This window comes from Streptomyces canus (assembly GCF_030816965.1).
Taxonomy (GTDB): domain Bacteria; phylum Actinomycetota; class Actinomycetes; order Streptomycetales; family Streptomycetaceae; genus Streptomyces; species Streptomyces canus_E.
This window is the reverse complement of record NZ_JAUSYQ010000002.1, coordinates 1,290,768-1,311,351: the sequence shown is the minus strand read 5'-3', so window position 1 is coordinate 1,311,351 and position 20,584 is coordinate 1,290,768. Positions and strand designations below refer to the sequence as shown.

Genomic DNA, 20,584 nt, shown 5'->3' with positions numbered 1-20,584 from the left:
GCGTTCCCCGCCTGACCGCGATGCCCGCCCGTCGGCGAGCGGAGATCATCAGCGAGGCGCTCACCCTGCTCGACGGCAGTGAGGACGTTGTGACGCTCCGCCAGGAGGGTGCGCAGTCCCAGCGTTGGAGGCTGGCGGCGGTCAGTCCGGCGTTGCCCCTCGCCGATGACCACGCGTCGAAGTCCGTCGTCGTGGTTACTGTTCGGCGGCCTCTCGGGCGATCTGCTCGAACTGAGCGCCCATGGCCTCGCCGAGCGCCTGGGCGGCGGAGAGCGGGCGCACCATCACCGTGAACTCGTCGATCTTCCCGTCGTCGTCGAAGTGCAGGAAGTCGCATCCCTGGAGCTGCTTGCCGGCGACGGTGGCGGTGAAGACGAAGGCGTGATCGCGGCCGTCGGGGTTGGCGATCTCACGGATGTAGGTGAAGTCCTCGAAGACCCGGAGCACGCCGCGCAGGATCGCGGCGGTGATGGCCTTGCCCGGGTACGGCTTGAAGGTGACGGGGCTGGTGAAGACGACGTCGTCGGCCAGCAGAGCGGCCACGGCGTCCAGGTCGCGGCTCTCGACGGCCTTGCGGAAGGGATGCATGAGCCCACCTCTGATACTCAAAAATATGAATAGGTGCGGTAGAGAATAGAGGGGCTGTTATGGCTTGTCTACAGGGGAGGGGTGACTATCAGTCACGTTGTTGATTAATCTGTTAGCGTAGATCCATGGCGTTGCGGAACGCGGTGATGGCCGCGCTGTTGAAGGGCGAGGCGTCCGGGTACGACCTCGCGAAGGCATTCGATGCGACGGTAGCCAACTTCTGGATGTCGACGCCCCAGCAGCTCTACCGGGAGCTGGAGCGCATGGAGGCGGAAGGATTCGTCACGGCCCGCGTCGTCGAGCAGAAGCGCCGCCCCAACAAGCGGCTGTTCTCCTTGACGGAGGCCGGGCGGAAGGCCGTCCACGCCTACACCGCCGAGCCCTTGGGCAAACCGGCGGTGGTCCGGGACGAGTTGCTTGTCAAGGTGCAGTGCGTGGACGTGGGCGACATGGAAGCGGTCCGGACTGCCATCGCGGAGCGCATGCAGTGGGCCACCGCCAAGCTGGCCGGCTACGAGAGGCTCCGGCAGCGCCTGCTCGACGGGCGCTCTGAGGAGGCGTACTTCGCCGAGGCCGAGCGCATCGGCCCGTATCTCACCCTGCTGCGCGGGATGTCGTTCGAGCGGGAGAACCTCCAGTGGGGAGACATGGCGCTGCGCAGGCTCGAACAGCGCACAGCGGCACTGCGGGCCGACGGCTGACCGCGACGATCCCACCTGCACGATCGGTCAAGAAGAGGGGGTGGGGCGATCGTGCCCGACTCCACCCCTCACCGGTCGTCGGACTATGCCCGGGCGAGGAGCGGCTGCGGTTCCTCGTCGGCGGGAATGCGATGGAGTCCCTTGCGGTCGTAGAACCGGGTCACGCCGAAGCCGAAGAGGCCGGCGACCGCGAGTCCCACGCCCAGCATCACCCAGCCCCGGGTCAGACCCGCGTCGGCCTGGGCGTCGTAGTAAAGGATCGAGCGGACGGCGCCCGTGACCTGGCGCAGGGGCTCGAACTCGCCGAGGACGCGGTAGAAACCGGGGAGGGCTTGGAGAGGGACCGTGGCTCCGGACGTCGGTACCGCCATGGCGATGTAGAAGATCGTGATGAACAGCATCCCCGGCGTGCCGAACACAGCGAGCAGTCCGAGCCCGCCGATGCCGACAACCGCGATCGTGCACACGGAGAAGAGCCACAGCAGGGGCAGGTGAGAGGCGTCCATGCCCATGATGCCCACCGCACCGGCCAGGGCCAGGCTTCCCATGAGCAGGGACAGACCGATCATGAGCGTGCTACTGATGGCCAGGGTCTGGACGCGAGTCGCGCGCAGCAGCGGGTTGTGGACCCGCAGCGGGCCCATGTCGCTGTGGGTGTAGCCGAGGGCGTGGTCCACCTGGCCGCTGATGACGTTGGCGGCGAGCATGCCGCAGACGACGAGGACGAGGGAGTAGTAGAAGGCACTCAGACCGAGGCCGCTGTGCGAGTCGAGCGGATGCCCGTCCTCGATCTGCACCACGGCCGGGTCGGCCAGCAGCAGGCGCGCGGCAGCGGGCAGTTGGTCCTGCGCGGCCTCGGCCTGAGCGGTCAGCTGTTCACCCACCTGCGCGGAGGCCGACTGCGCGGCCGTCGTCGTGGCCTGCCGCGCCATGCTGGACCCCACGCTGCCGGCGGACTGGTTGGTCAGCACGGTGAGTGTCGGGCGGACGGGCTTGCCGGCCACCCCGGGGCCGGTGAGGGCGGCGACAGTGGCGGTGAAGTCGCGGGGCACGACGAGCGCGCCGAACAGCTTGCCCTTGCCCAGTTCCTCCTTCATCTCCTCCTCGTCCATCAGCTTCCAGTCGATCCTGTCTCCGCCCTGGGGCGACTTCTTGATCGACTGGGTGATCTGTGCACCGAGGTCGGTCTGCTTGCCACCGACCTTCGACCCCTCATCGGCGCTGACCAGGCCGACGGGCAGCTTGTGCAGGTGACCGGCAGGGTCGATGTTGGCGCCGACGTAGAACACCGTGAACAGCAGTGCCACGAAGCCCACGATGACGCCCTGGACGGTCCACAGACGCTTCGCGCGCAGGACGCGGAAGGGGTGGGCGTTACTCATTTCCAGCTCCGGTACGAGGAAGAGAGAAGTGCAGCAGGAGGAGCCGCCGGCGTCGTCGCGGGCGGAGCCTCATACGGCTGAGGAGGTGTCCCCGGTGGATGTGGCCACCGGAAGCAGGGCCGGCCGCTTGGCCTGGCGGCCGTCGCCGGAGGAGCGGCCACGCAGGCGGCGGCCGACCCAGGGGCCGAGGAAGGTGCCGGCCCAGCGCAGTTCGGCACCCACGGTCCTCCAGCCGGAGATGCCTGTCCTCTCGGCCGGAAGGGGGAGGGTCCATGTGTCGTCGCTGTCCGGCAGGCCGAGCGCATGGGCCACGGCAGCCGCGATGCGTGCGTGCCCCAGCGGGCCGGCGTGCAGCCGGTCAGCACTCCACAACCGCGGATCGGTCGCCGCCGCGTGCGCGGCCGTCTCCGCCACCACCACACCGTGGCGGTCGGCGGCCTCCCGGATGCGTGCGTTGAGTGCGAGAACACGGTGACCGATCGGGCGGGCCAACGGCGTGATACGGCCGACATCGGGAAACATGAGGGTCGCGACGGTGGCGCCCTGCGCGGTGAGGGCGGCGAACATCGCCTCGACATCGCCGGCCACCTCGTCGAGGTCGCAGCCCGGGCGCAACACGTCGTTGACCCCAGCCACCACGGTGGCGAGGTCGGGCCGCATCGCGAGAGCCGGAGCCAGCTGCTCGGCGCGCACCTGACCGGCCTTGCGGCCGCGCACCGCGAGGTTGGCGTAGCGCAGGCCGGGGCTGTGGCGGGCGACCTGCTCGGCGAGCCGGTCCGCCCAGCCCCGAAGACCACGGACGTCGTCGCCGTCCCCGAGCCCCTCGGTGTGACTGTCGCCCAGGGCGACATAGCGCAGATACCCGCTGCTCGACACGGGGCCGACCGCCTCTCGTCAACGCTGCTGATGGAAGTGGCACCGCCATCGCTAAACAACTAGGCACCTAGTCGCATTGTTGAATATGAGGATAGCTGCGGGCTCACCTTCCTGCAAAGTGACGCCGCTCGGGCAGGAGCTGAGGCCGTCGAGGGCGGTCCACCGCCGCAGTCCACCGCCTTGGTCCCGCGCCGACCTCACCGCCCATTCCCTCTTCAGGCCTGAGCACCGACCGCGGTCTGCGCCGGCACCTGAGCGCCCGGGTCGTCAACGGCAGCTCGGACTCCAGCGCGGCCAGCCGGGCCCGGACGCTCGCCGTGGGCCGCACGGCGGCGAGGGCCCGCCACACGTCGACGTCGTCCTCACCCCACGGCGCGTGTGCCCAGTCCGCCAGCAGGTCCGGGTCGCGGCCGGTGACCAACGCCGTCCGCAGCCCGTCGGCGATCAAGTGCCTGAGCCTGACCACCGCCGGTGCCTGCGAGGCCGGCAGCAACGGACCGGTGTATCCGCACGCCGCGGTGACCGCCCCGCTCTCCAGCCGCCGCTCCACGACGGCCAGGTCCGACTCGACCCGCACGGTCAGCCGGTACGGCCGCGACGACAGCAGCCCGGGCCCCCAGCACCCTGCGCAGCCGCGCCAGTTCGGCCCGCAGCGTCACCGGTGTCACCGATTCGTCCTCGTACAGCGCGCACAGCAGCTCGTCCCCGGTCAGACCCTCCGGGTGCCGGGACAGCAGCACCAGGATCTCGCTGTGCCGGCGGCTGAGCCTGACCCTGCGGCCGGCGCCGACCAGCAGCGCCTCGTCCCGGCCCAGTGCGCTCAGCTCAGACGTGTCAGAGGCGGGCCGCTGGGGGAGGAGCAGCGCCAGTTGCGACTCGGCGGCCCGCGCGACCGCCTGGACGAAGCCCAGGCTGTGCGGATGCGCGAGCCCGTCCCCGCCGGTGATGTCCACGGCCCCGAGTACCCGCCCGGTCCGCGGATCGTGCACCGGCGCCGCCGCGCAGGTCCACGGCTGCACCCGGCGGATGAAGTGTTCCGCCGCGAAAACCTGCACCGGCCGGTCCACCGCGACCGCGGTACCCGGCGCGTTCGTCCCGACAGCGGTCTCCGCCCACCGCGCGCCCGGCACGAAGTTCATCCACTCCGCCTGCCGCCGGGTCCTGGGATGACCCTCGACGCAGAGCAGCCTTCCGTGCTCGTCGCACACCGCGAGCAGATGCTCCCCGTCGGAGGCGAAGGTCCCCATCAGCTCACGGAACAGCGGCATGACCCGCGCCAACGGGTGCTCGGCCCGATACGAGCCGAGGTCCCCGTCGCTCAGTTCGACGCTCGCGGTCCCGTCGGGCCCGACACCGGCCCGCGCGGAACGCCGCCACGAGTCGGCCACCACCGGGCGCACCGGCCGCTGCACCGTGCCCGCCTCGGTGAACGTCTCGTGCGCGCGCCGCAGCAGCCGGACATGCTCGGCCGGGTCGGCCCCTGGTTCCAGGGCCACCCACGGATTGTCAACTCGGCCTCCCGGAACGCGACGCGGCTGCGACCCTCGTCACTCCGGGTGCGCGCGCAATCAACCTTCCCGACCGGCCTCACGGCCTCACCCGAACGGTGCACGGCTCACACGGCTTCGACCATGCGCAAGTAGCGCTGCCAGTCCCAGTACGCTCCCGGGTCGGTGTGGTCGCTGCCCGGCACCTCGTAGTGCCCGATGATGTGCGCGCGGTCCCTTGGGATGCCGTATCTCTCGCAGATCCCCGCCGTGAGCTTCGCGGACTCCTGGTACAGGGCCTCGGTGAAGTAGGCGGGCTTGTCCACCCATCCCTCGTGCTCGATGCCGATGCTGCTGGTGTTGTAGTCCCAGTTCCCGGCATGCCAGGCGATGTCCGCCTCCCGCACGCACTGCGCGATGTGCCCGTCGGCCGATCGCACGACATAGTGCGCGGACACCTTCTTCGCCGGGTTCTGGAAGATGCCCAGGGTGCCGGTGTAGGCGGTCTGCGTGACGTGGATGATCACCCGGTCCACCTGGTGGGACCAGGGGCGCTCCGCCGCCGTGAAGTTGGACGGGGTGGCCGGCTGCCACTCGGCGAACGGGTGGTCGACGGGTTGCGGGGCCGCCCCGGCCGGGGCTTCGGGAAGCAGCGCGTACGGTACGGCGGCCAGGACGGCCCCTTTCAGCAACCGCCGTCTGCCGAGCAGCGGTCTGGCGCGTTCCATGAATCACTGCCTTTCGTCTCAGCGGTGTTCAGTCGAGCAGGGCCACCGCGGTCTCACGGAGCCGGTCGTGTACTCCGCGGTGAGTCTCGCGCGCCGGCAGCCATTCCTTGCGGATCTTCGCCACGCAGGTGTAGTTGGTGTCGCACACGTTGGCCAACGGCGATTCCACCGCCTGGGTCGCGAACTGGTACGCGTCCAGTTCGCTGAACCCGTAGTCGCGCACCAGCCACTGCACGAGGTCGAGCTGGGATATCCGGAACGCGTCCTCCAGCGGGCGTGCCGAACCCGTCGAGATGATGTGGGTGTCCGACTCGATGCGCGGCCAGGGCGTGGCGAGCCCCTTGAGCAGCTCGACGATCACCACGGTGTTCATCGCGCACTCGACGGCGACCCCGCAGGTCTCTCCCTCGCCCTGGCGGGCATGCCCGTCGCCGAGGCTGAGCAGGGCGCCCTCCACATTGACCCCGAGGTAACAGGTGACACCCGCCCGCATCTCCGGTGTGTCCATGTTCCCGCCGTGCGCGTCGGGCACCAGCGCCGAACGCACCTCCAGATGGGCGGGAGCCACCCCCACGGTGCCGTGCATCGGGTCCATGGGCAGCTCGATCTCGATGTCACTGTCGCGCGCCCGGAACAGTGCCGTGCGCCGGGTCCGGTCCAACTGCCAGATCCACACGGTCTCCGGCAGCGGCGGCTGCAGCGTGGCGGTGGTGTGCGTCGAGGTGAGCGCGCCGAACAGGGGAACCGTGGTCGACGCGGCCCAGTCCCGGGCCGGTTCGATCGACACGAAGTGCACCGCGACCGTGTCACCCGGCTCCGCTCCCTCGATGTGGAAAGGGCCGGTCTGCGGATTCAGGAAGGGGAACTCGCACACCTCGGACACCAGGTCCTTCTCGGACCGCACCCGCCCCGCGAAGCAGTCCTCCGTGTACAGGTCGAGGACCGTGCCGGGTGCGATGCGGGCCACGGGCGGTGCGCCGCCGAACGTCCAGGCGTACTCGCCGGGTTCGGGCCGTACGGTCAGGATCCGGGGGTCGCTCATCGCTGTACAGCTCCGTTCTGTGCAGGTTCGGCGAGGTGGCCACGGGCGGTGTCGGCCATGCGTTCCGGAGGCCGCCGTACCGGCGCGATCAGCACCATGATCCCCACGTCACCCCCCGAATCCCGCCGTTCGAGGCCGCTGGGAGCCTCGCGTGAATCACGGTACGGTGCCTGCCGGTTGGGCAGGAGAGTGCTTGGTGTTTCGGTGGACAACCTTGGGGTTGTGGACAACTCCCTCACTCGATGGGGTGAGGCCACCTCGGCTCAGGCCCGTTCGCCCACGACCGCCGGGTCGTCCAGCACGGCCCGCACCACCGAGTGCGCGGCCCCCAGCAGCGGACCCTCCGAACCCAGGCGGGACACGGACACCGGGCAGGCCGGACCCGCCGTGCGCCGCGCCAGTTCGTCCCGCAGGGAGGGCAGCAGCCAGGGCGCGAGCCCGGCCAGCGCGCCGCCGAGCACCACGGCTTCGGGGTCCAGCAGATTGACCGCCCCGGTCAGCGCGATGCCGAGCGCCTCGCCGGCCTCGCGCAGGGCACCCCGTACGGCCTCGTCGCCCTCTGCGGCATGCTCCGCGAGCAGTCCGACTCGGTCCTCGCCCGACTCCAGGCCGGCCGCCCGCAACACCGCCTCCTCGCCGGCGTACTGCTCCAGGCAGCCGCGCCCGCCGCACGCACACCGGGGGCCGTCGGGGCGGACCGGCACATGGCCCAGCTCGCCCGCGAAACCGCGGGTGCCGCGCAGCAGTTGCCCGTCAACCACGAGCGCCGCGCCGATGCCGATCTCCGCCGAGACGTGCAGGAAGTCGTGGGGGGTGGCGTCGCCCAGCCAGAGTTCGGCCAGCGCGCCGAAGTTGGCCTCGTTGCCCACGGTCAGCGGGAAGTCCTCGGGCAGCAGGGTGCCCAGGTCCGTGTCGTGCCAGTCGAGGTTCGGGGCCCGGACGACGGTCCGGGCGTCACGCGCCACCAGACCGGGCACCGCCACCGCGAGCCCCGCGGGCCACAGGCCTTCGGCCTCTGCCTCGGCCACCACCTGCTGTACGAGGGAGGTGAGTTCCGCGATCACCGGCTCGGGGGAGCGGCCTCTGTTCGCGGCGTACCGCACCACCCGCGAGCGCACCTGTCCGCGCAGATCGACCGCGCAGACCGCGAGGTGGTCCACGCCGACCTCGGCGCCTATCCCGGCCGGCCCCCGCCCGCTGACGGCGAGCGCGGAGCCCGGCCTGCCCACCCGGCCGGGACGCTCGGGACCCAGCTCCTCGATCAGCCCCGAACGTATGAGCTCGTCGACGAGGGTCGACACCGCGGCCCGGGTCAGCCCGATGCGCGAGGCGACCGCGGCACGCGACAACGGTCCCTCGGCACTCACGGCGTGCATGACCCGGGCCAGGTTGCGGCGGCGCATGCCCTGCTGGGTGTCGGGCAGGCCACGCCCCGGACCCGCCGGGTGGGCGTCGTGCAGCGGTGCGGTCATGCCTCCCTCACCCCTCAGAGGTCCCCCGCTCCAGCAGCGGAGCAGCGTCGGAGAGTACCCCGGCGATCCTGGCCAGCGTCTCGTCGTCCCGCTCCACGGCCTCCAGAACCGGCCCGGCGGCGGTGTTCCAGCGCCGGGCGACCGCGCCCGGGTCCTCGCCGGTGAGCAGTCCGGCGGCCTGCGCGGCGGCGCCGAGCGCCACCAGTTCCTTGGCCTCGGGCACCTGGACGGGGCGCCCCGAGAGTCGCCGTACGGTCTGCTGCCAGGCGGTGCCCTGCGCGCCGCCGCCGATGAGCAGCAGGGGCGTCGAACGATCCGCGTCCTGGTCCAGCACCAGGTCCAGCGCTCCCAGCAGGGCCTGTACGGCGCCGTCGTAGGCCGCCTGGAGGAGCTGGCCGCCGGTGGTGTCGTGGCGAAGGCCGTGCAGTACCCCGGAGGCGTTCGGCAGGTTCGGTGTCCGCTCGCCGTCCAGGTAGGGCAGCAGGGTGACCCCCGAGACCGGCTCGACGGCCTCGCGGTCCAGGCCCAGCAGCGCCGCGACGCGGTCCACGGCGAGCGTGCAGTTCAGGGTGCAGGCCAGCGGCAGCCAGTCTCCGTGGGCGTCGGCGAAGCCCGCCACCGTGCCGGTCGGGTCGGTGGGGCGGTGCTTCGAGACGGCGTACACCGTGCCCGAGGTGCCCAGGCTCATCACCGGCGTACCGGGGCGCAGCCCGAGGCCGAGCGCGGCCGCGGCGTTGTCGCCGGTGCCGGGGGCGACCAGGGTGCCCTTGGAGAACGGCAGGTCATGGCCGTCGCGCACGGTGCCGGCCACCTCGCCGGGCCGGACCACGCGGGGGAGCAGAGCGGGGTCGAGTCCCACGCGCGCGAGGATCTCGTCGTCGTACGACTCCGTCGCCGACGCCCACCAGCCGGTGCCGGAGGCGTCGCCCCGGTCCGTCGTGCCCTCGCCGGTGAGGCGCTCGGTGAGGTAGTCGTGCGGAAGACGCACGGCTTTCGTGGCGCGCAGGGCCTCCGGCTCGTGCTCGGCGAGCCAGGCCCACTTCGTGACCGTGAAGGAGGCGCCCGGCACGCTGCCGGTCCGCTCCGCCCAGGCCTTCGGGCCGCCCAGTTCCTCGATCAGTCGCCGAGCCTGGGGCGCTGAGCGCACGTCGTTCCACAGGAGGGCCGGCCGCACCGGCTCGCCCTGTGCGTCGAGCGTGACGAGGCCGTGCTGCTGTCCCCCGATCGACACCGCGGCGGCTTCGCGGGCCGCGTCCCCGCATTGGCGCAGCGCCTCGGACAGCGCGTCCCACCACTGGCGGGGGTCGCTCTCACGGCCGGCCCCGGAGGACACGGTGTGCGGCGCCTGGCCCCGCGCGACGACCCGGCCGGTGGCCGCGTCGACCACCAGCGCCTTGGTGGACTGGGTGGACGTGTCCACGCCGACGACGAGCGGACCCTCGGCTGCTGACATCGGGCTCTCCCTTTTTGCGGCTCTTGACCGTGATGCGGCTCGTGACCTTGATGTGCCTCATGTCTCCACCCGGAGACACCTTGTCTCTTCCCGGAGGCGTGTGTGCATACTAATTTGTAAACCGCCATGACGAAATAGTCCGCAGCAGCAAGGAGCCGCGTCATGAACTACCAGCCCACCCCCGAGGACAGGTTCACCTTCGGCCTGTGGACCGTCGGCTGGCAGGGAAGGGACCCGTTCGGCGACGCCACCCGACGTGCCCTCGACCCGGTCGAGACGGTGCAGCGCCTGGCCGAGCTCGGCGCCCACGGCGTGACCTTCCACGACGACGACCTGATCCCCTTCGGATCGTCCGACAGTGCGCGCGAGGGTCACATCAAGCGCTTCCGTGAGGCCCTGGACGCGACCGGCATGAAGGTGCCGATGGCGACCACCAACCTCTTCACGCATCCCGTCTTCAAGGACGGCGCGTTCACCGCGAACGACCGCGACGTGCGCCGTTACGCGCTGCGCAAGACGATCCGCAACATCGACCTGGCGGTCGAGCTCGGCGCCGAGACCTACGTCGCCTGGGGTGGCCGCGAGGGCGCCGAGTCCGGTGGCGCCAAGGACGTGCGGGTCGCTCTCGACCGCATGAAGGAGGCTTTCGACCTCCTGGGCGAGTACGTCACCGAGCAGGGCTACGACCTGAAGTTCGCGATCGAGCCCAAGCCGAACGAGCCGCGCGGCGACATCCTGCTGCCCACCGTCGGGCACGCCCTGGCGTTCATCGAGCGACTGGAACGCCCCGAGCTGTACGGCGTGAACCCCGAGGTCGGCCACGAGCAGATGGCCGGGCTGAACTTCCCGCACGGCATCGCGCAGGCCCTGTGGGCGGGCAAGCTCTTCCACATCGACCTCAACGGCCAGTCCGGCATCAAGTACGACCAGGACCTTCGCTTCGGCGCGGGCGACCTGCGGGCCGCCTTCTGGCTCGTCGACCTCCTGGAGAGCGCCGGCTACGCCGGCCCCAAGCACTTCGACTTCAAGCCGCCGCGCACCGAGGACCTCGACGGTGTGTGGGCGTCGGCCGCGGGCTGCATGCGCAACTACCTCATCCTCAAGGAGCGTGCGGCCGCCTTCCGCGCAGACCCGCAGGTCCAGGAGGCGCTGCGTGCCTCGCGTCTGGACGAGCTGGCGCAGCAGACGGCGGCGGACGGCCTGAAGTCGCTGCTCGCGGACCGCAGTGCCTTCGAGGACTTCGACGTGGAGGCGGCCGCTGCGCGTGGCATGGCCTTCGAGCAGCTCGACCAGCTCGCCATGGACCACCTCCTGGGTGCGCGCGGCTGAATGAGCCCCACACGCGTGTGCCGTCGGCCGTGAGTGGCCTCCGCCGACGGCACGCGCGCGTGCGGACTTGCAGCGACCCTCACGCGGAATGTGCCGGAATCATGCGATCCACGGCATGGGGGCGTATCAACTTCCGCGCGGGGGTCGCCCCGTGACCGGTTCGAGGCGACTCTGGACGGTATGGCCATGCCGCCGGTACCGCCCCAGCCGCCCGGACCGCCGGGTGACACACCGCCTCCGGGCGGTGGCTTCGGACCACCCCCTGACGACTTCGGGCGCAACGGTCCGAACCCGTACGGGGGTCTGCCGTCGACTCAGAAGACGGGTCCGGTCGGCGACCCCGGGCCGAGCGGTCAGAGAAGGCGCCGGAGCCCGTTGTTCGCCCTGCTCGCCGTGATCGCGGCGGCCGTGGCCGTCGCCCTCGTGGTGGTCTTCATGGCCTCGGGGAACGACGACTCGCCGGACAAGGACCCGGCCCCGGCGACCAGTACGAGCGGTTCTCCCAAGCCGTCGTTCAGCCTGCCCACGCGGCTTCCCAGCGAGTTGCCCAGCGAGCTCCCGTCGCAGTTCCCGAGCGACATCCCCAGCGAGTTCCCGAGTGACCTGGAGTCGTTGCTGCCGTCTCTGATCGGGTGAGTCAGAGGCGGTGCGGCAGCCGGACGTACGACACCGTCGTCTCCACCCCGCTGTCGACCAGTCGGCCGTCGGCGTCGAAGGCGCCCGCGGCCCGCCGGGCAGGGGTCACTGCCGATGCCGCCGAGGTGCACCCCGCGGTCGTCGGCCACCGTGCCCGGCGTGAGCCTGTTGCTGAACGCGCCCAGCGGGGTGTCGCCGAGCGTCGCTGTCCGGACGACACGCGCCTCGCCCGACGGGGCACCCATGACCGGCCCCGCCCCGATCAGGGCGAGGGATACACCCGCCGCTGCGGTGCGCCTGGCGGGGCGTCGGCCGTCGGCATGCGGGGACATGGGGCCTCCTGGAGACCAAGTACGGTGACAGCGGCCACATTTGGGCCCCGCTCGAAACGCCGTACGACCCAAGGGTGAGCGTGTGGCGTCGGCCCGGCATCGCGGCACACGTGCGCGTGCCGCGTGCTCAGCCGGGCGAGCTGCGGGGTGGCCGGTGCGGTCCCAATCCTTGGAGTACATCGCCGAGTTCGTCCGCCGTAAGCGCGGGGGACGGGAGGGGTGCGACGGCCGGCGAGGCGCGCAGACCGTCGAGGAGCAGGGCGAGAGGACGACGCCAGGCTTCGGGGCCGACGGCCGTGGCGAGGGAGGGGACGGCCCGGCCGAGCGCGGCGAGCGCGAAGAGGACGTCCTCTGTCGTGACGTCCGCCCGGATGCTTCCCGCCTTACACCCACGGCGCAGGAGCAGTTCCATCGTCGCCCGGTTGTGGGCGTGCACGGCCTGCAATGACTCGACGCCCTCGAGGTGCGTCGTCATCAGGTCGTTCGTACCGCGATCGGTCGCCAGGACGGCGAACACCGCTTCCATGTAGCCGACGAGTCCCTCCCAGGGATCCGCGGCGGCCCGGGCCTGCTCGCCCGCGGCCATGGTGCCCGTCAGCGGGTCGCGGAAGACCGCGTCGACCAGGGCGGCACGGCTCGGAAAATGCCGGTAGAGCGTGGCGTTTCCCACCCCCGCCCGGCGCGCGATGACGTCCAGGGGTGCCTCCAACCCCTGCTCCGTGAACACCTCGTGAGCGGCCTCGACCAGCAACTCCCGGTTGCCTCGCGCATCGCGACGCCGTACCGGCGCCGTCGCTATCGGCGGGGGCGGCCTCGTCGGCGGAGCCTGGATGACGGGAGTTCTCGCGGGCCTGTGCGACGCCGGTGTCGACCCGGCCCGCGCGGATGTCGTCATCGGGACCTCGGCCGGTGCGATCTTCGGTTCGCGTCTCCTCGCGGGCGAGACCGCGCGCGAGCTGTACGAACGCCAACTGGCCCGCGCCGACCGGGTGGGCCTCGCTGTGACGTCTGCTCAGACGCTTCGCTTTCTGTGGGCCGCGCTGGGCTCCCGCGATCCGGAGCGTTCCGTGCTGCGCCTCGGGCGAGCGGCGCTGAAGGCCCGCACGGGTCCTGAGTCCGATGTGTACGACGCCCTGCGTCCACTGCTGCGGAGCGTGGGGGACTGGCCCGACCGCGCACTGCGGATCACCGCCGTCGACGCCCTCTCCGGGCAACTGACGGCCTTCGACGCCGACTCGGGCGTCACGCTCCTCGAAGCCGTCGTCGCAAGCTGCGCTGTACCCGTGGTCTGGCCCGCGATCACCTTGGCCGGGCGCCGCTGGATGGACGGGGGCAGCCGTTCCACGGCCAACATCCACCTCGCGCGTGGCCGTCACCACGTCCTGGCCATCGCCCCGATCCCCGCCGCCGTGGGTCCTCATCCCGCTGCCGAACAGCAGGCGGCCGTCCTCGCCGCCGAAGGCGCCCACGTCACCCTCGTGACGCCGGACCGCTCCGCACGCCGGGCCATGGGCCGCGACTTGACGTCCGACGCGCGCCGCCCCGCGGCCGCCCGGGCCGGCCACGCCCAGGCGACGGCCCTCGCGGCCTCGGTGCACCCGCTCTGGCGCGCCGAGCGGTGAAGGCCGGGCGGGGACGCCGTAAGCCTGACGACCGCTACCGAAAGGAACCACCGTGCCCGGGCCCACGCTCGAGGAGCTGACCCCGGACGGCCATGACTTGGCCTCGAACCCGTACCCCGTCTACGCCGCGCTGCGGGCCAAGGGCGCAGTGCACCGCGTCCTCGTGCCCGGAAGCGGTGAGAGCTGGCTCGTCGTCGCCCATGACGCGGCGCGAGCCGCGCTGACCGACCCGCGCCTGCGCAACGACATCCGGCATTCCTCGTCCTGGCGGAGCGACGGCGGACACGCCGTCGGCCGCAACATGCTCCAGAGCGACCCTCCGCAGCACACCCGGCTGCGTCGACTGGTGGCGTCTCACTTCACGGCAGGGAGGATCACCGCACTGCGACCCGGCATCGAAGCCACAGCCCTCGAACTCCTGGACGCGCTGCCGGAGCGGGGAACGGCGGACCTGGTCGCCAGGTACGCGCTGCCGCTGCCCGTCACGGTGATCTGTGACCTTCTGGAGGTGCCCGCGGCCGACCGCGCGGTGTTCCACGCCTGGGCCGACGAACTCGTCATGCCCACCTCGGCCGAGACGGCGACCGCCGCCGCAGCCTCACTGACCGAGTACCTCGCCGGTCTGCTCGCCCGAGGACGCGATCGGCGCGCGACAGGTCTGCTCGGCGACCTCGTGGCAGCCTCGGACCTCACCTCCGAAGAACTCCTCGGCCTGGCGTTCCTGCTCCTCGTCGCCGGCCACGAGACGACCGTCGACCTGATCTCCGGAACCGTCCACGCGCTGCTGGCCCACCCGGACCAACTCGCCCTGCTCCGCGCCGACCCGGACCTCACCGGCCCGGCCGTCGAGGAATCCCTGCGCTACAACTCACCCGTCCACGCCTCCGCGTTCCGCTACGCGGCCGAGCCGCTCGACATCGACGGCACCCGGATCCAGGCGGGCGACTCCGTGCAGGTCTCGCTCGCCGCGGCCTCCCGCGATCCGCTGCGTTTTCCCGATCCCGACCGCTTCGACCTACGGCGTCCCACGCGCGCACCTGGCATTCGGCCACGGCCCGCACCGCTGCCTGGGCGCTCCGCCGGCCCGCGCGGAGGCGGCCGTCGCTCTGCGCCTGCTGCTGCGCCACCGGCCCGCTCTCGCCTTCGCGACCGACCCGGGCACGTTGACCTGGCGCAGCAGCACACTCCTGAGGGGCCTGGCCGAACTACCGCTGCGGTTCGGCTGAGAAGAGCTCCGCCGAGGACAGAGCCGTCGCCGGATCCAGGGCCGCCGGGCCCGCGAGTATCCAGCGTTCCCCCTCCTGCCGGTACGGCCACCACCGCCCGTCCCGCCCCAGGCGCACCTGGGCCGGTGCGTCGACGGCCGTCCACCGGTTGCCCTCTGCCCTGAGCGACGGCCGTTCGTCCTCGTCCCAGGCCGAGTCCAGAGCGGCACGCGCGCGTGCGAGTGTGTCGCCCGAGGGCGCCCATTCCTCCTCCAGCACCGACAGCGCTTCCGCACCACCGAGCCGCCACGCGCGCGTGGCGTCCGCCAGCGAGTGCGTATCACGGCCCGATCCGTTGGCGAGCCGTTCGGTCAGTGCCGGGTCGGGCGCGCCGACGGCGAGACGCACGGCGTCCTGAGCGGCCGTCAGCCCGGGTACGACGGCCGGCTGTTCGGACGGTCGCCGGAGAGCCTCCGCGAGCAGGCGATGAGCCTCTACGGCAGTCCGAGCGGCCAGATGACGGACGGCGACCGGGTCGACTCCCGGTCCGGGCGGGGCTTCGGTGTCCAGCGAGGGCGGCGAGCCGGGCTTCTCGGGCATCTCGGCGGTCTCGGGCAGGGGCGGCAGGATGTCGCCTGCCGCATACGCCTCGGCGGCGTCCACCCCTTCCGGTTCGGGAGCTTCCTCCACGGGCGCGGCGCTGCGGTCCTGGAGGTCCTCGATGAGGGCGAGTTCGCCGCGACCGCGCATCAGCAGCAGGACGAAGGGGTCCTGGTCCAGCAGCCGGGCCACCTGATAGCAGAGAGCTGCCGTATGCCCGCAGTGGTCCCAGGCGCCGCAGTCGCACTCCGGTTCCAGATCGCCCAGCCCCGGCAGGAGTTCGATGCCTGCGGACGCCGCGTCCTCGACCAGATGCGGCGGCATCTCACGGTCCAGCAGGGCCGCGACGTGACCGGCCCGCTCGACGGCCATGTCGAGGAGGCGGTCCCACTGCTCGGCCGACAGTTCGGCCAGCAGAACGTCGGCGCGGTGCGTGGTGCGATCATGGTCCTGGACGACGGCCGTGATGCGCCCGGGACGTACCGAGACCGCGCCCACAGCGCCCGCGCGTGCGATCCTGCGGCCCGTCTTCACCTGCCGTGAGTCCAACGCGGCGTCCTCCAGTGCCCGCAGCCAGGCCTGGCCCCACCACGTCTGTGCGAAACCCTGCCCGTGCGCGGGCGGCAGCGCCGCGAACGTGCGCTCCGTGTCACCGTCGTGTCCGGTCATCGTGCACCCCCTCGAAGCTCGACCAGATCGGCCAGCTCCGCGTTCGTCAGCTCGGTCAGTGCCGCCTCGCCGGAACCGAGTACCGCGTCGGCCAACTCCCGCTTGCGGTGCAGCATGTCGGCGATGCGGTCCTCGACGGTCCCCTCGGCGATCAGTCGGTGCACCTGCACGGGCCGCGTCTGGCCGATGCGGTACGCGCGGTCCGTGGCCTGCGCCTCGACGGCCGGGTTCCACCAGCGGTCGTAGTGCACGACGTGCTCGGCCCGGGTGAGGTTCAGACCGGTGCCGGCCGCCTTCAACGACAGCAGGAACACGGGCACCTCACCCTCCTGGAACCGCCGCACCATCGCTTCACGCCGGGCGACCGGTGTCCCTCCGTGCAGGAACTGCGACGGCAGGCCACGCGCCGCGAGGTGCTCCTCGATGAGACGGGCCATGCGCACGTACTGCGTGAACACCAGGACGCTCGCTCCTTCGGCGACGATGGTGTCGAGGAGCTCGTCCAGCAGTTCCAGCTTTCCGGAACGGCCGACGATCCTCGGCTGCTCCTCCTTGAGGAACTGTGCCGGGTGGTTGCAGATCTGCTTCAGCCCGGTCAGCAGCTTCACGATCAGCCCGCGCCGCACCATGCTGTCCGCCGCGGAGATCTCGGCCAGGGTCTCGCGCACCACTGCCTCGTACAGGCCGGCCTGTTCCTGGGTGAGCGACACGGCACGGTCGGTCTCGGTCTTCGGCGGCAGCTCCGGGGCGATTCCAGGGTCCGACTTGCGGCGCCGCAGCAGGAAGGGGCGCACCAGCCGGGCGAGACGTTCCGCGGCGGCCGGGTCCTGACCGCTCTCGATGGCCTGCGCGTACCGGGCGCGGAAGGCGCCGAGGCGGCCCAGCAGGCCGGGAGTCGTCCAGTCGAGGATCGCCCACAGCTCCGACAGGTTGTTCTCCACCGGCGTTCCTGTGAGCGCCACGCGCGCGCGTGCCCCGATCGAGCGCAGTTCGCGGGCGGTCGCCGAGTACGGGTTCTTCACATGCTGCGCCTCGTCCGCCACGACCATCCCCCACGCGGATTCGGCGAGCCGGGGCGCGTCCAGGCGCATCGTGCCGTACGTGGTGAGCACGAACTCCCCGTCGACCAGGCCGTCGAGCTCCCGCCGCGGACCGTGGAAACGGCGCACCCGTGTACCCGGTGCGAACTTCTCGATCTCGCGCTGCCAGTTGCCCATCAGGGACGTCGGGCACACCACGAGGGTGGGGCCGCTGGTGGCTGTGTCGGTCTGCCGGTGCAGATGCAGCGCGATCAAGGTGATCGTCTTGCCGAGTCCCATGTCGTCGGCGAGACAGCAGCCGAGTCCTGAGGACGTCATACGGGCCAGCCAGTTCAGGCCCCGGCGCTGGTAGTCCCTGAGGGGTGCGGCGAGCGCGGCGGGTTGAGGGACCGGCTCCTGCGCCTCCGGGTCCGCCAGCCGGTCCCGCAGCGCCGCCAGCCACCCGGTGGGCTGCACCTCGACCCTGCCGCCGTCGACCTCGGCCGAGCCCGTCAGAGCGGCGCTCAGCGCGTCGACGGGAGTCACCTTGCGGTCCCGCCGGGCACGGGCCCGGCGCACTTCGTGCGGGTCGACCAGCACCCACTGGTCACGCAGCCGCACCACAGGCCGGTTCGCCTCGGCCAGCCGGTCCAGCTCCTCGCGCGTGAGCTGCTGGTCGCCCAGCGCGAACCACCAGTCGAATGCGAGCAGCGCGTCGGCGGACAGGAACGACGGAGTGCCCGACCCGATCCGGTCGCCGTCGTCCGGCGGACCGACCATCGCGCGCGTGGTGAGCTTTCTGGTCAGCTCCTTCGGCCAGTGCACCTCGACGCCCAGGTCGGAGAGACTGCGCGCGCCCGCCCCGAGCAGATCGGTGATCTCGTCGTCGGCGAGTTCGACCGCGTCCGGGACGGTGGCCGAGAGCAGGGGGTTGAGCGGGGGCCACGCGCGTGCGGCCCTGCGGAGCGCGAGCAGGCAGTCCATCTGCGTGTGGGGGCCGAAGGACGTGGAACCGGCCCATACGTCGGCGGCGTCCGCGACGGTCGTCGGATCGCTCACGCTGTGCACTTGGAGAACGGCCCGGAAGGAGGGCGTCTCACCCGTGGCCAGGCCGTGCACCTCGATGCGCAACGAGACTCGTACGCCCGCGTCGTGGCCCGCGGCGACATCCGCCGCCCACGCGCGCTGCTCGGGCAGGTGTTGCGGTTCCTGGGCTGCGTAGGCGGGTCCGCCCGTCACGAGGGGCGCCGCGGGGGAGCGGGGCAGGGTGTCGGCGACCGCGTCCAGGAAGGTGCGCACCAGCCGTTCGGGGTCGGGCAGCCGGAGCGGCTCGACAGAGCTCAGGGGTACGGCGTGCGCCTCGGGCGGCATCGCCGCGGCGAGTCGCCGGACACGCTCGACGTCGGCCGCTCCCAGGGGACCCATGCGCCAGGCGTCGTGGTCGGCGAGGGACAGCCCGGGCAGCAGCAGCCCACGGGCCGCGCACTGCAGGGCCAGCACGGCGGCGGCACCCCAGAAGAGGGTCGCCCGGTGCCCGTGCGCCGTGGCGCGCGCACGCGTGAGGACCGGCAGGGCGGCGCGGACCGGCAGCAGCACCGCGGGCAGGCTCACCAGATCCACACCGTCGTTGCCGGGCACCACGAACGTCAGATCCTCGACCGTCCCCGCCGCGACAGCGGGAGGTGGAGCGCCGTCGGGCCGCCAAAAGGCCACACTGCCCATGCGGGCCGGGTCGCCGGGCACGAACACGGCACAACACAACGCCAGTTCGGAGATCTCGGACGGTGATGTCGCAGGGAACCTCTGGACAGAGATCGCGGAACTCCTCAAACTTGACTACGCCGACGGAGTCGTCGAGGGTACCTCACCTCTCGGGCCCACTGGAGTGTGGCCTGCATCACGTTCGCTCCATGGTGTTGTCAACCCCCCTGTGCGGCCGGTGTTGCCCCCCGCATGTAAACGGGGGGTTGCCGCATGGTCGCGACCGGTCACCGGTCCGTACGTTTCCTCAGGTCAGCACGTTTCCTGAGAGATCCGGAGCCCGGACATGCCGCAGAGCACCGCAACCGTCGCACCCCACCCGCGCGGTACGTCCGGCTCCCCGCCCGGCGGAAGCGAATTCACACCCCTCCTGCGCGCAGTGAAGGGCCAGGGCCTCCTGGACCGCCGCCACGGCTGGTACGCCAGGGCCATCGCCGTCAACGCACTCGCCCTCACCGGTCTCGTCACCGCGGTCGCCCTGTCCGGCGACTCCTGGCGCACCCTGCTGCTGGCCCCGCTCCTCGCCGTGTTCTCCGCCCGGACCGCCTTCATAGGCCACGACGCGGGCCACGCGCAGATCACCGGCGGCAAGGCGGCCGGTCGCGCCATCGGTCTTGTCCACGGCAATCTCCTGCTCGGGATGAGCTACTCCTGGTGGAACCACAAGCACAACCGCCACCACGCCAACCCCAACCACATCGACAAGGACCCCGACGTCGCCGCGGACGTCCTCGTCTTCACCGGCGAGCAGGCCAAGGGGCGCACCGGCTTCAGGCGCTGGCTCACCCGCCGTCAGGCATGGCTGTTCTTCCCGCTCACCCTCCTCGAAGGCGTCGCCCTGAAGGTCCAGGGCTTCCGGGACCTGCGCCGACAGGCGCCGGGGGAGCGTGCCGTGGAGGGCGCCCTCCTGGTGGGCCATCTCGCCGCCTACGCCACGCTGCTGCTGACCACCATGTCCCCCGGCAGGGCGCTGGTCTTCGCGGCGATCCACCAGGCGCTGTTCGGCCTGCACCTCGGGATGGCCTTCGCCCCCAACCACAAGGGCATGCAAATGCCGGACCCGGACGGCGAGTCCTGGGGCCACCTGCGCCGCCAGGTGCTCACCTCCCGCAACATCCGCGGCGGCACCCTCACCGACTGGTTCCTCGGCGGCCTCAACTACCAGATCGAGCACCATCTCTTCCCCAGCATGCCCCGGCCCCATCTGCGTCTCGCACAGCCGATGGTGCGCGCCCACTGCCGGGATCTGGGTATCCCCTACACGGAGACCGGACTCGTCGACTCCTACCGACAGGCCCTGAGCCACATGCACGAGGTGGGCGAGCCACTGCGGGCGGACCGCTAGGAAGCGCGCGCATCCGGGGCCTCTCAGGGCGAGGTCTCAGGGATGTCTCAGGGTCGCGGTTCGGAACTGCAGGAGGCGCGGACCCGTTTTTCTGGACAGAGAGCGGCAACCGCCGCGAAGGAGGCGACGCACATGTCGAAGAACGCGAAGATCGCCGCAGGGGGAGTCGCGGTCGGGCTGCTCCTGCTGTTCTGGCTGCCCTGGTGGGCCTCGGTCCTGATCATCCTGGGAGTCCCGGCCGCCGCATACCTGACACTGGACCCCTCGCAGCGGCGCCGACTGCGCCGCGTCACCCGCAAGGAAATCGGCCGCTGACGCACCCGCACCGGCCGGGAGC

General features: G+C 71.6%; 16 protein-coding genes and 3 pseudogenes. 7 read left to right on the top strand and 12 right to left on the bottom strand.

Annotation, left to right across the window (positions count from 1 at the left end; translation table 11 throughout):
• Window positions 1-195: 195 nt before the first annotated feature.
• Window positions 196-588 carry a nuclear transport factor 2 family protein gene (locus tag QF027_RS07200; RefSeq protein ID WP_306985059.1) on the bottom strand — a complete coding sequence of 131 codons (393 nt, stop codon included), beginning with the start codon at window positions 586-588 and terminating at the stop codon, window positions 196-198.
• A 125-nt stretch (window positions 589-713) separates the two neighbouring features.
• Here QF027_RS07200 and QF027_RS07195 point away from each other — a divergent pair, with 125 nt between their 5' ends.
• Entirely contained in the window at window positions 714-1,289 is a 576-nt protein-coding gene (locus QF027_RS07195; protein ID WP_306985061.1) for a PadR family transcriptional regulator, read from the top strand.
• An 83-nt stretch (window positions 1,290-1,372) separates the two neighbouring features.
• Here QF027_RS07195 and QF027_RS07190 read toward each other — a convergent pair whose 3' ends face one another.
• The 7 genes and pseudogenes from QF027_RS07190 to xylB all read right to left on the bottom strand — a co-directional run bounded on the left by QF027_RS07190 (window position 1,373) and on the right by xylB (window position 9,729).
• Window positions 1,373-2,671: a DUF3533 domain-containing protein gene (locus tag QF027_RS07190; RefSeq protein ID WP_307073496.1), complete on the bottom strand. Its 1,299-nt coding sequence runs from the start codon at window positions 2,669-2,671 to the stop codon at window positions 1,373-1,375.
• 69 nt (window positions 2,672-2,740) lie between these two features.
• Window positions 2,741-3,547 carry an SGNH/GDSL hydrolase family protein gene (locus QF027_RS07185; protein WP_306985066.1) on the bottom strand — a complete coding sequence of 269 codons (807 nt, stop codon included), beginning with the start codon at window positions 3,545-3,547 and terminating at the stop codon, window positions 2,741-2,743.
• A 103-nt stretch (window positions 3,548-3,650) separates the two neighbouring features.
• Window positions 3,651-5,043: pseudogene (locus tag QF027_RS07180) on the bottom strand (GAF domain-containing protein).
• Between the two features lie 119 nt (window positions 5,044-5,162).
• Complete coding sequence (locus QF027_RS07175) at window positions 5,163-5,762, bottom strand: N-acetylmuramoyl-L-alanine amidase (protein WP_307073494.1); 600 nt, start codon at window positions 5,760-5,762, stop codon at window positions 5,163-5,165.
• A gap of 28 nt (window positions 5,763-5,790) precedes the next feature.
• Window positions 5,791-6,804 carry an acetamidase/formamidase family protein gene (locus tag QF027_RS07170; protein WP_307073492.1) on the bottom strand — a complete coding sequence of 338 codons (1,014 nt, stop codon included), beginning with the start codon at window positions 6,802-6,804 and terminating at the stop codon, window positions 5,791-5,793.
• A gap of 263 nt (window positions 6,805-7,067) precedes the next feature.
• Entirely contained in the window at window positions 7,068-8,276 is a 1,209-nt protein-coding gene (locus QF027_RS07165; protein ID WP_306985072.1) for an ROK family transcriptional regulator, read from the bottom strand.
• Window positions 8,277-8,283: 7 nt separating this feature from the next.
• Window positions 8,284-9,729, bottom strand: a complete 1,446-nt coding sequence (gene xylB, locus QF027_RS07160; protein WP_057609883.1) for a xylulokinase — start codon at window positions 9,727-9,729, stop codon at window positions 8,284-8,286.
• 162 nt (window positions 9,730-9,891) lie between these two features.
• On the opposite strand from xylB, the gene xylA reads away from it, so the two are divergent.
• Window positions 9,892-11,058 (top strand): xylose isomerase, encoded by a 1,167-nt coding sequence (xylA, locus tag QF027_RS07155; protein ID WP_069762445.1) that lies wholly within the window; start codon window positions 9,892-9,894, stop codon window positions 11,056-11,058.
• 180 nt (window positions 11,059-11,238) lie between these two features.
• A complete protein-coding gene (locus QF027_RS07150) occupies window positions 11,239-11,694 on the top strand; it encodes a hypothetical protein (RefSeq protein WP_307073490.1) in 456 nt (151 codons plus the stop codon).
• An 86-nt stretch (window positions 11,695-11,780) separates the two neighbouring features.
• Here the strand turns inward: QF027_RS07150 and QF027_RS07145 are convergent.
• Both QF027_RS07145 and QF027_RS07140 read right to left on the bottom strand, forming a co-directional pair.
• Window positions 11,781-12,026 (bottom strand): annotated as a pseudogene (locus QF027_RS07145) (esterase-like activity of phytase family protein); the annotation flags it as partial.
• Between the two features lie 127 nt (window positions 12,027-12,153).
• Window positions 12,154-12,825, bottom strand: a complete 672-nt coding sequence (locus QF027_RS07140) for a TetR/AcrR family transcriptional regulator (protein ID WP_307082312.1) — start codon at window positions 12,823-12,825, stop codon at window positions 12,154-12,156.
• Window positions 12,826-12,856: 31 nt separating this feature from the next.
• Between QF027_RS07140 and QF027_RS07135 the strand changes: the two genes are divergently transcribed.
• Window positions 12,857-13,648, top strand: coding sequence for a patatin-like phospholipase family protein (locus tag QF027_RS07135; RefSeq protein WP_307073488.1), 792 nt, complete (start codon window positions 12,857-12,859; stop codon window positions 13,646-13,648).
• Between the two features lie 52 nt (window positions 13,649-13,700).
• Window positions 13,701-14,874, top strand: a pseudogene (locus QF027_RS07130) (cytochrome P450 family protein).
• Here QF027_RS07130 and QF027_RS07125 read toward each other — a convergent pair.
• Window positions 14,854-16,122: an SWIM zinc finger family protein gene (locus tag QF027_RS07125; RefSeq protein WP_307073486.1), complete on the bottom strand. Its 1,269-nt coding sequence runs from the start codon at window positions 16,120-16,122 to the stop codon at window positions 14,854-14,856. The pseudogene QF027_RS07130 and the gene QF027_RS07125 sit on opposite strands and share 21 nt — an antisense overlap.
• The gene (locus QF027_RS07120) at window positions 16,119-18,863 is read right to left on the bottom strand and encodes a DEAD/DEAH box helicase (protein WP_307082310.1); all 2,745 of its coding nucleotides are present in this window, start codon (window positions 18,861-18,863) and stop codon (window positions 16,119-16,121) included. The genes QF027_RS07125 and QF027_RS07120 overlap by 4 nt, the downstream gene beginning before the upstream one ends.
• Before the next feature lie 325 nt (window positions 18,864-19,188).
• Here QF027_RS07120 and QF027_RS07115 point away from each other — a divergent pair, with 325 nt between their 5' ends.
• Together QF027_RS07115 and QF027_RS07110 are read left to right on the top strand one after the other, a co-directional pair.
• Window positions 19,189-20,247: a fatty acid desaturase family protein gene (locus QF027_RS07115; RefSeq protein ID WP_307073484.1), complete on the top strand. Its 1,059-nt coding sequence runs from the start codon at window positions 19,189-19,191 to the stop codon at window positions 20,245-20,247.
• Window positions 20,248-20,379: 132 nt separating this feature from the next.
• Window positions 20,380-20,562: a hypothetical protein gene (locus tag QF027_RS07110; protein ID WP_266552137.1), complete on the top strand. Its 183-nt coding sequence runs from the start codon at window positions 20,380-20,382 to the stop codon at window positions 20,560-20,562.
• Window positions 20,563-20,584: the final 22 nt, after the last annotated feature.

Coding starts and splice junctions, on each gene's coding strand:
- QF027_RS07200 (WP_306985059.1), bottom strand. CDS start 588: ATGCATCCCTTCCGCAAGGCCGTCGAGAGCCGCGACCTGGACGCCGTG.
- QF027_RS07195 (WP_306985061.1), top strand. CDS start 714: ATGGCGTTGCGGAACGCGGTGATGGCCGCGCTGTTGAAGGGCGAGGCG.
- QF027_RS07190 (WP_307073496.1), bottom strand. CDS start 2,671: ATGAGTAACGCCCACCCCTTCCGCGTCCTGCGCGCGAAGCGTCTGTGG.
- QF027_RS07175 (WP_307073494.1), bottom strand. CDS start 5,762: ATGGAACGCGCCAGACCGCTGCTCGGCAGACGGCGGTTGCTGAAAGGG.
- QF027_RS07170 (WP_307073492.1), bottom strand. CDS start 6,804: ATGAGCGACCCCCGGATCCTGACCGTACGGCCCGAACCCGGCGAGTAC.
- QF027_RS07165 (WP_306985072.1), bottom strand. CDS start 8,276: ATGACCGCACCGCTGCACGACGCCCACCCGGCGGGTCCGGGGCGTGGC.
- xylB (WP_057609883.1), bottom strand. CDS start 9,729: ATGTCAGCAGCCGAGGGTCCGCTCGTCGTCGGCGTGGACACGTCCACC.
- xylA (WP_069762445.1), top strand. CDS start 9,892: ATGAACTACCAGCCCACCCCCGAGGACAGGTTCACCTTCGGCCTGTGG.
- QF027_RS07150 (WP_307073490.1), top strand. CDS start 11,239: ATGGCCATGCCGCCGGTACCGCCCCAGCCGCCCGGACCGCCGGGTGAC.
- QF027_RS07135 (WP_307073488.1), top strand. CDS start 12,857: ATGACGGGAGTTCTCGCGGGCCTGTGCGACGCCGGTGTCGACCCGGCC.
- QF027_RS07125 (WP_307073486.1), bottom strand. CDS start 16,122: ATGACCGGACACGACGGTGACACGGAGCGCACGTTCGCGGCGCTGCCG.
- QF027_RS07120 (WP_307082310.1), bottom strand. CDS start 18,863: ATGGGCAGTGTGGCCTTTTGGCGGCCCGACGGCGCTCCACCTCCCGCT.
- QF027_RS07115 (WP_307073484.1), top strand. CDS start 19,189: ATGCCGCAGAGCACCGCAACCGTCGCACCCCACCCGCGCGGTACGTCC.
- QF027_RS07110 (WP_266552137.1), top strand. CDS start 20,380: ATGTCGAAGAACGCGAAGATCGCCGCAGGGGGAGTCGCGGTCGGGCTG.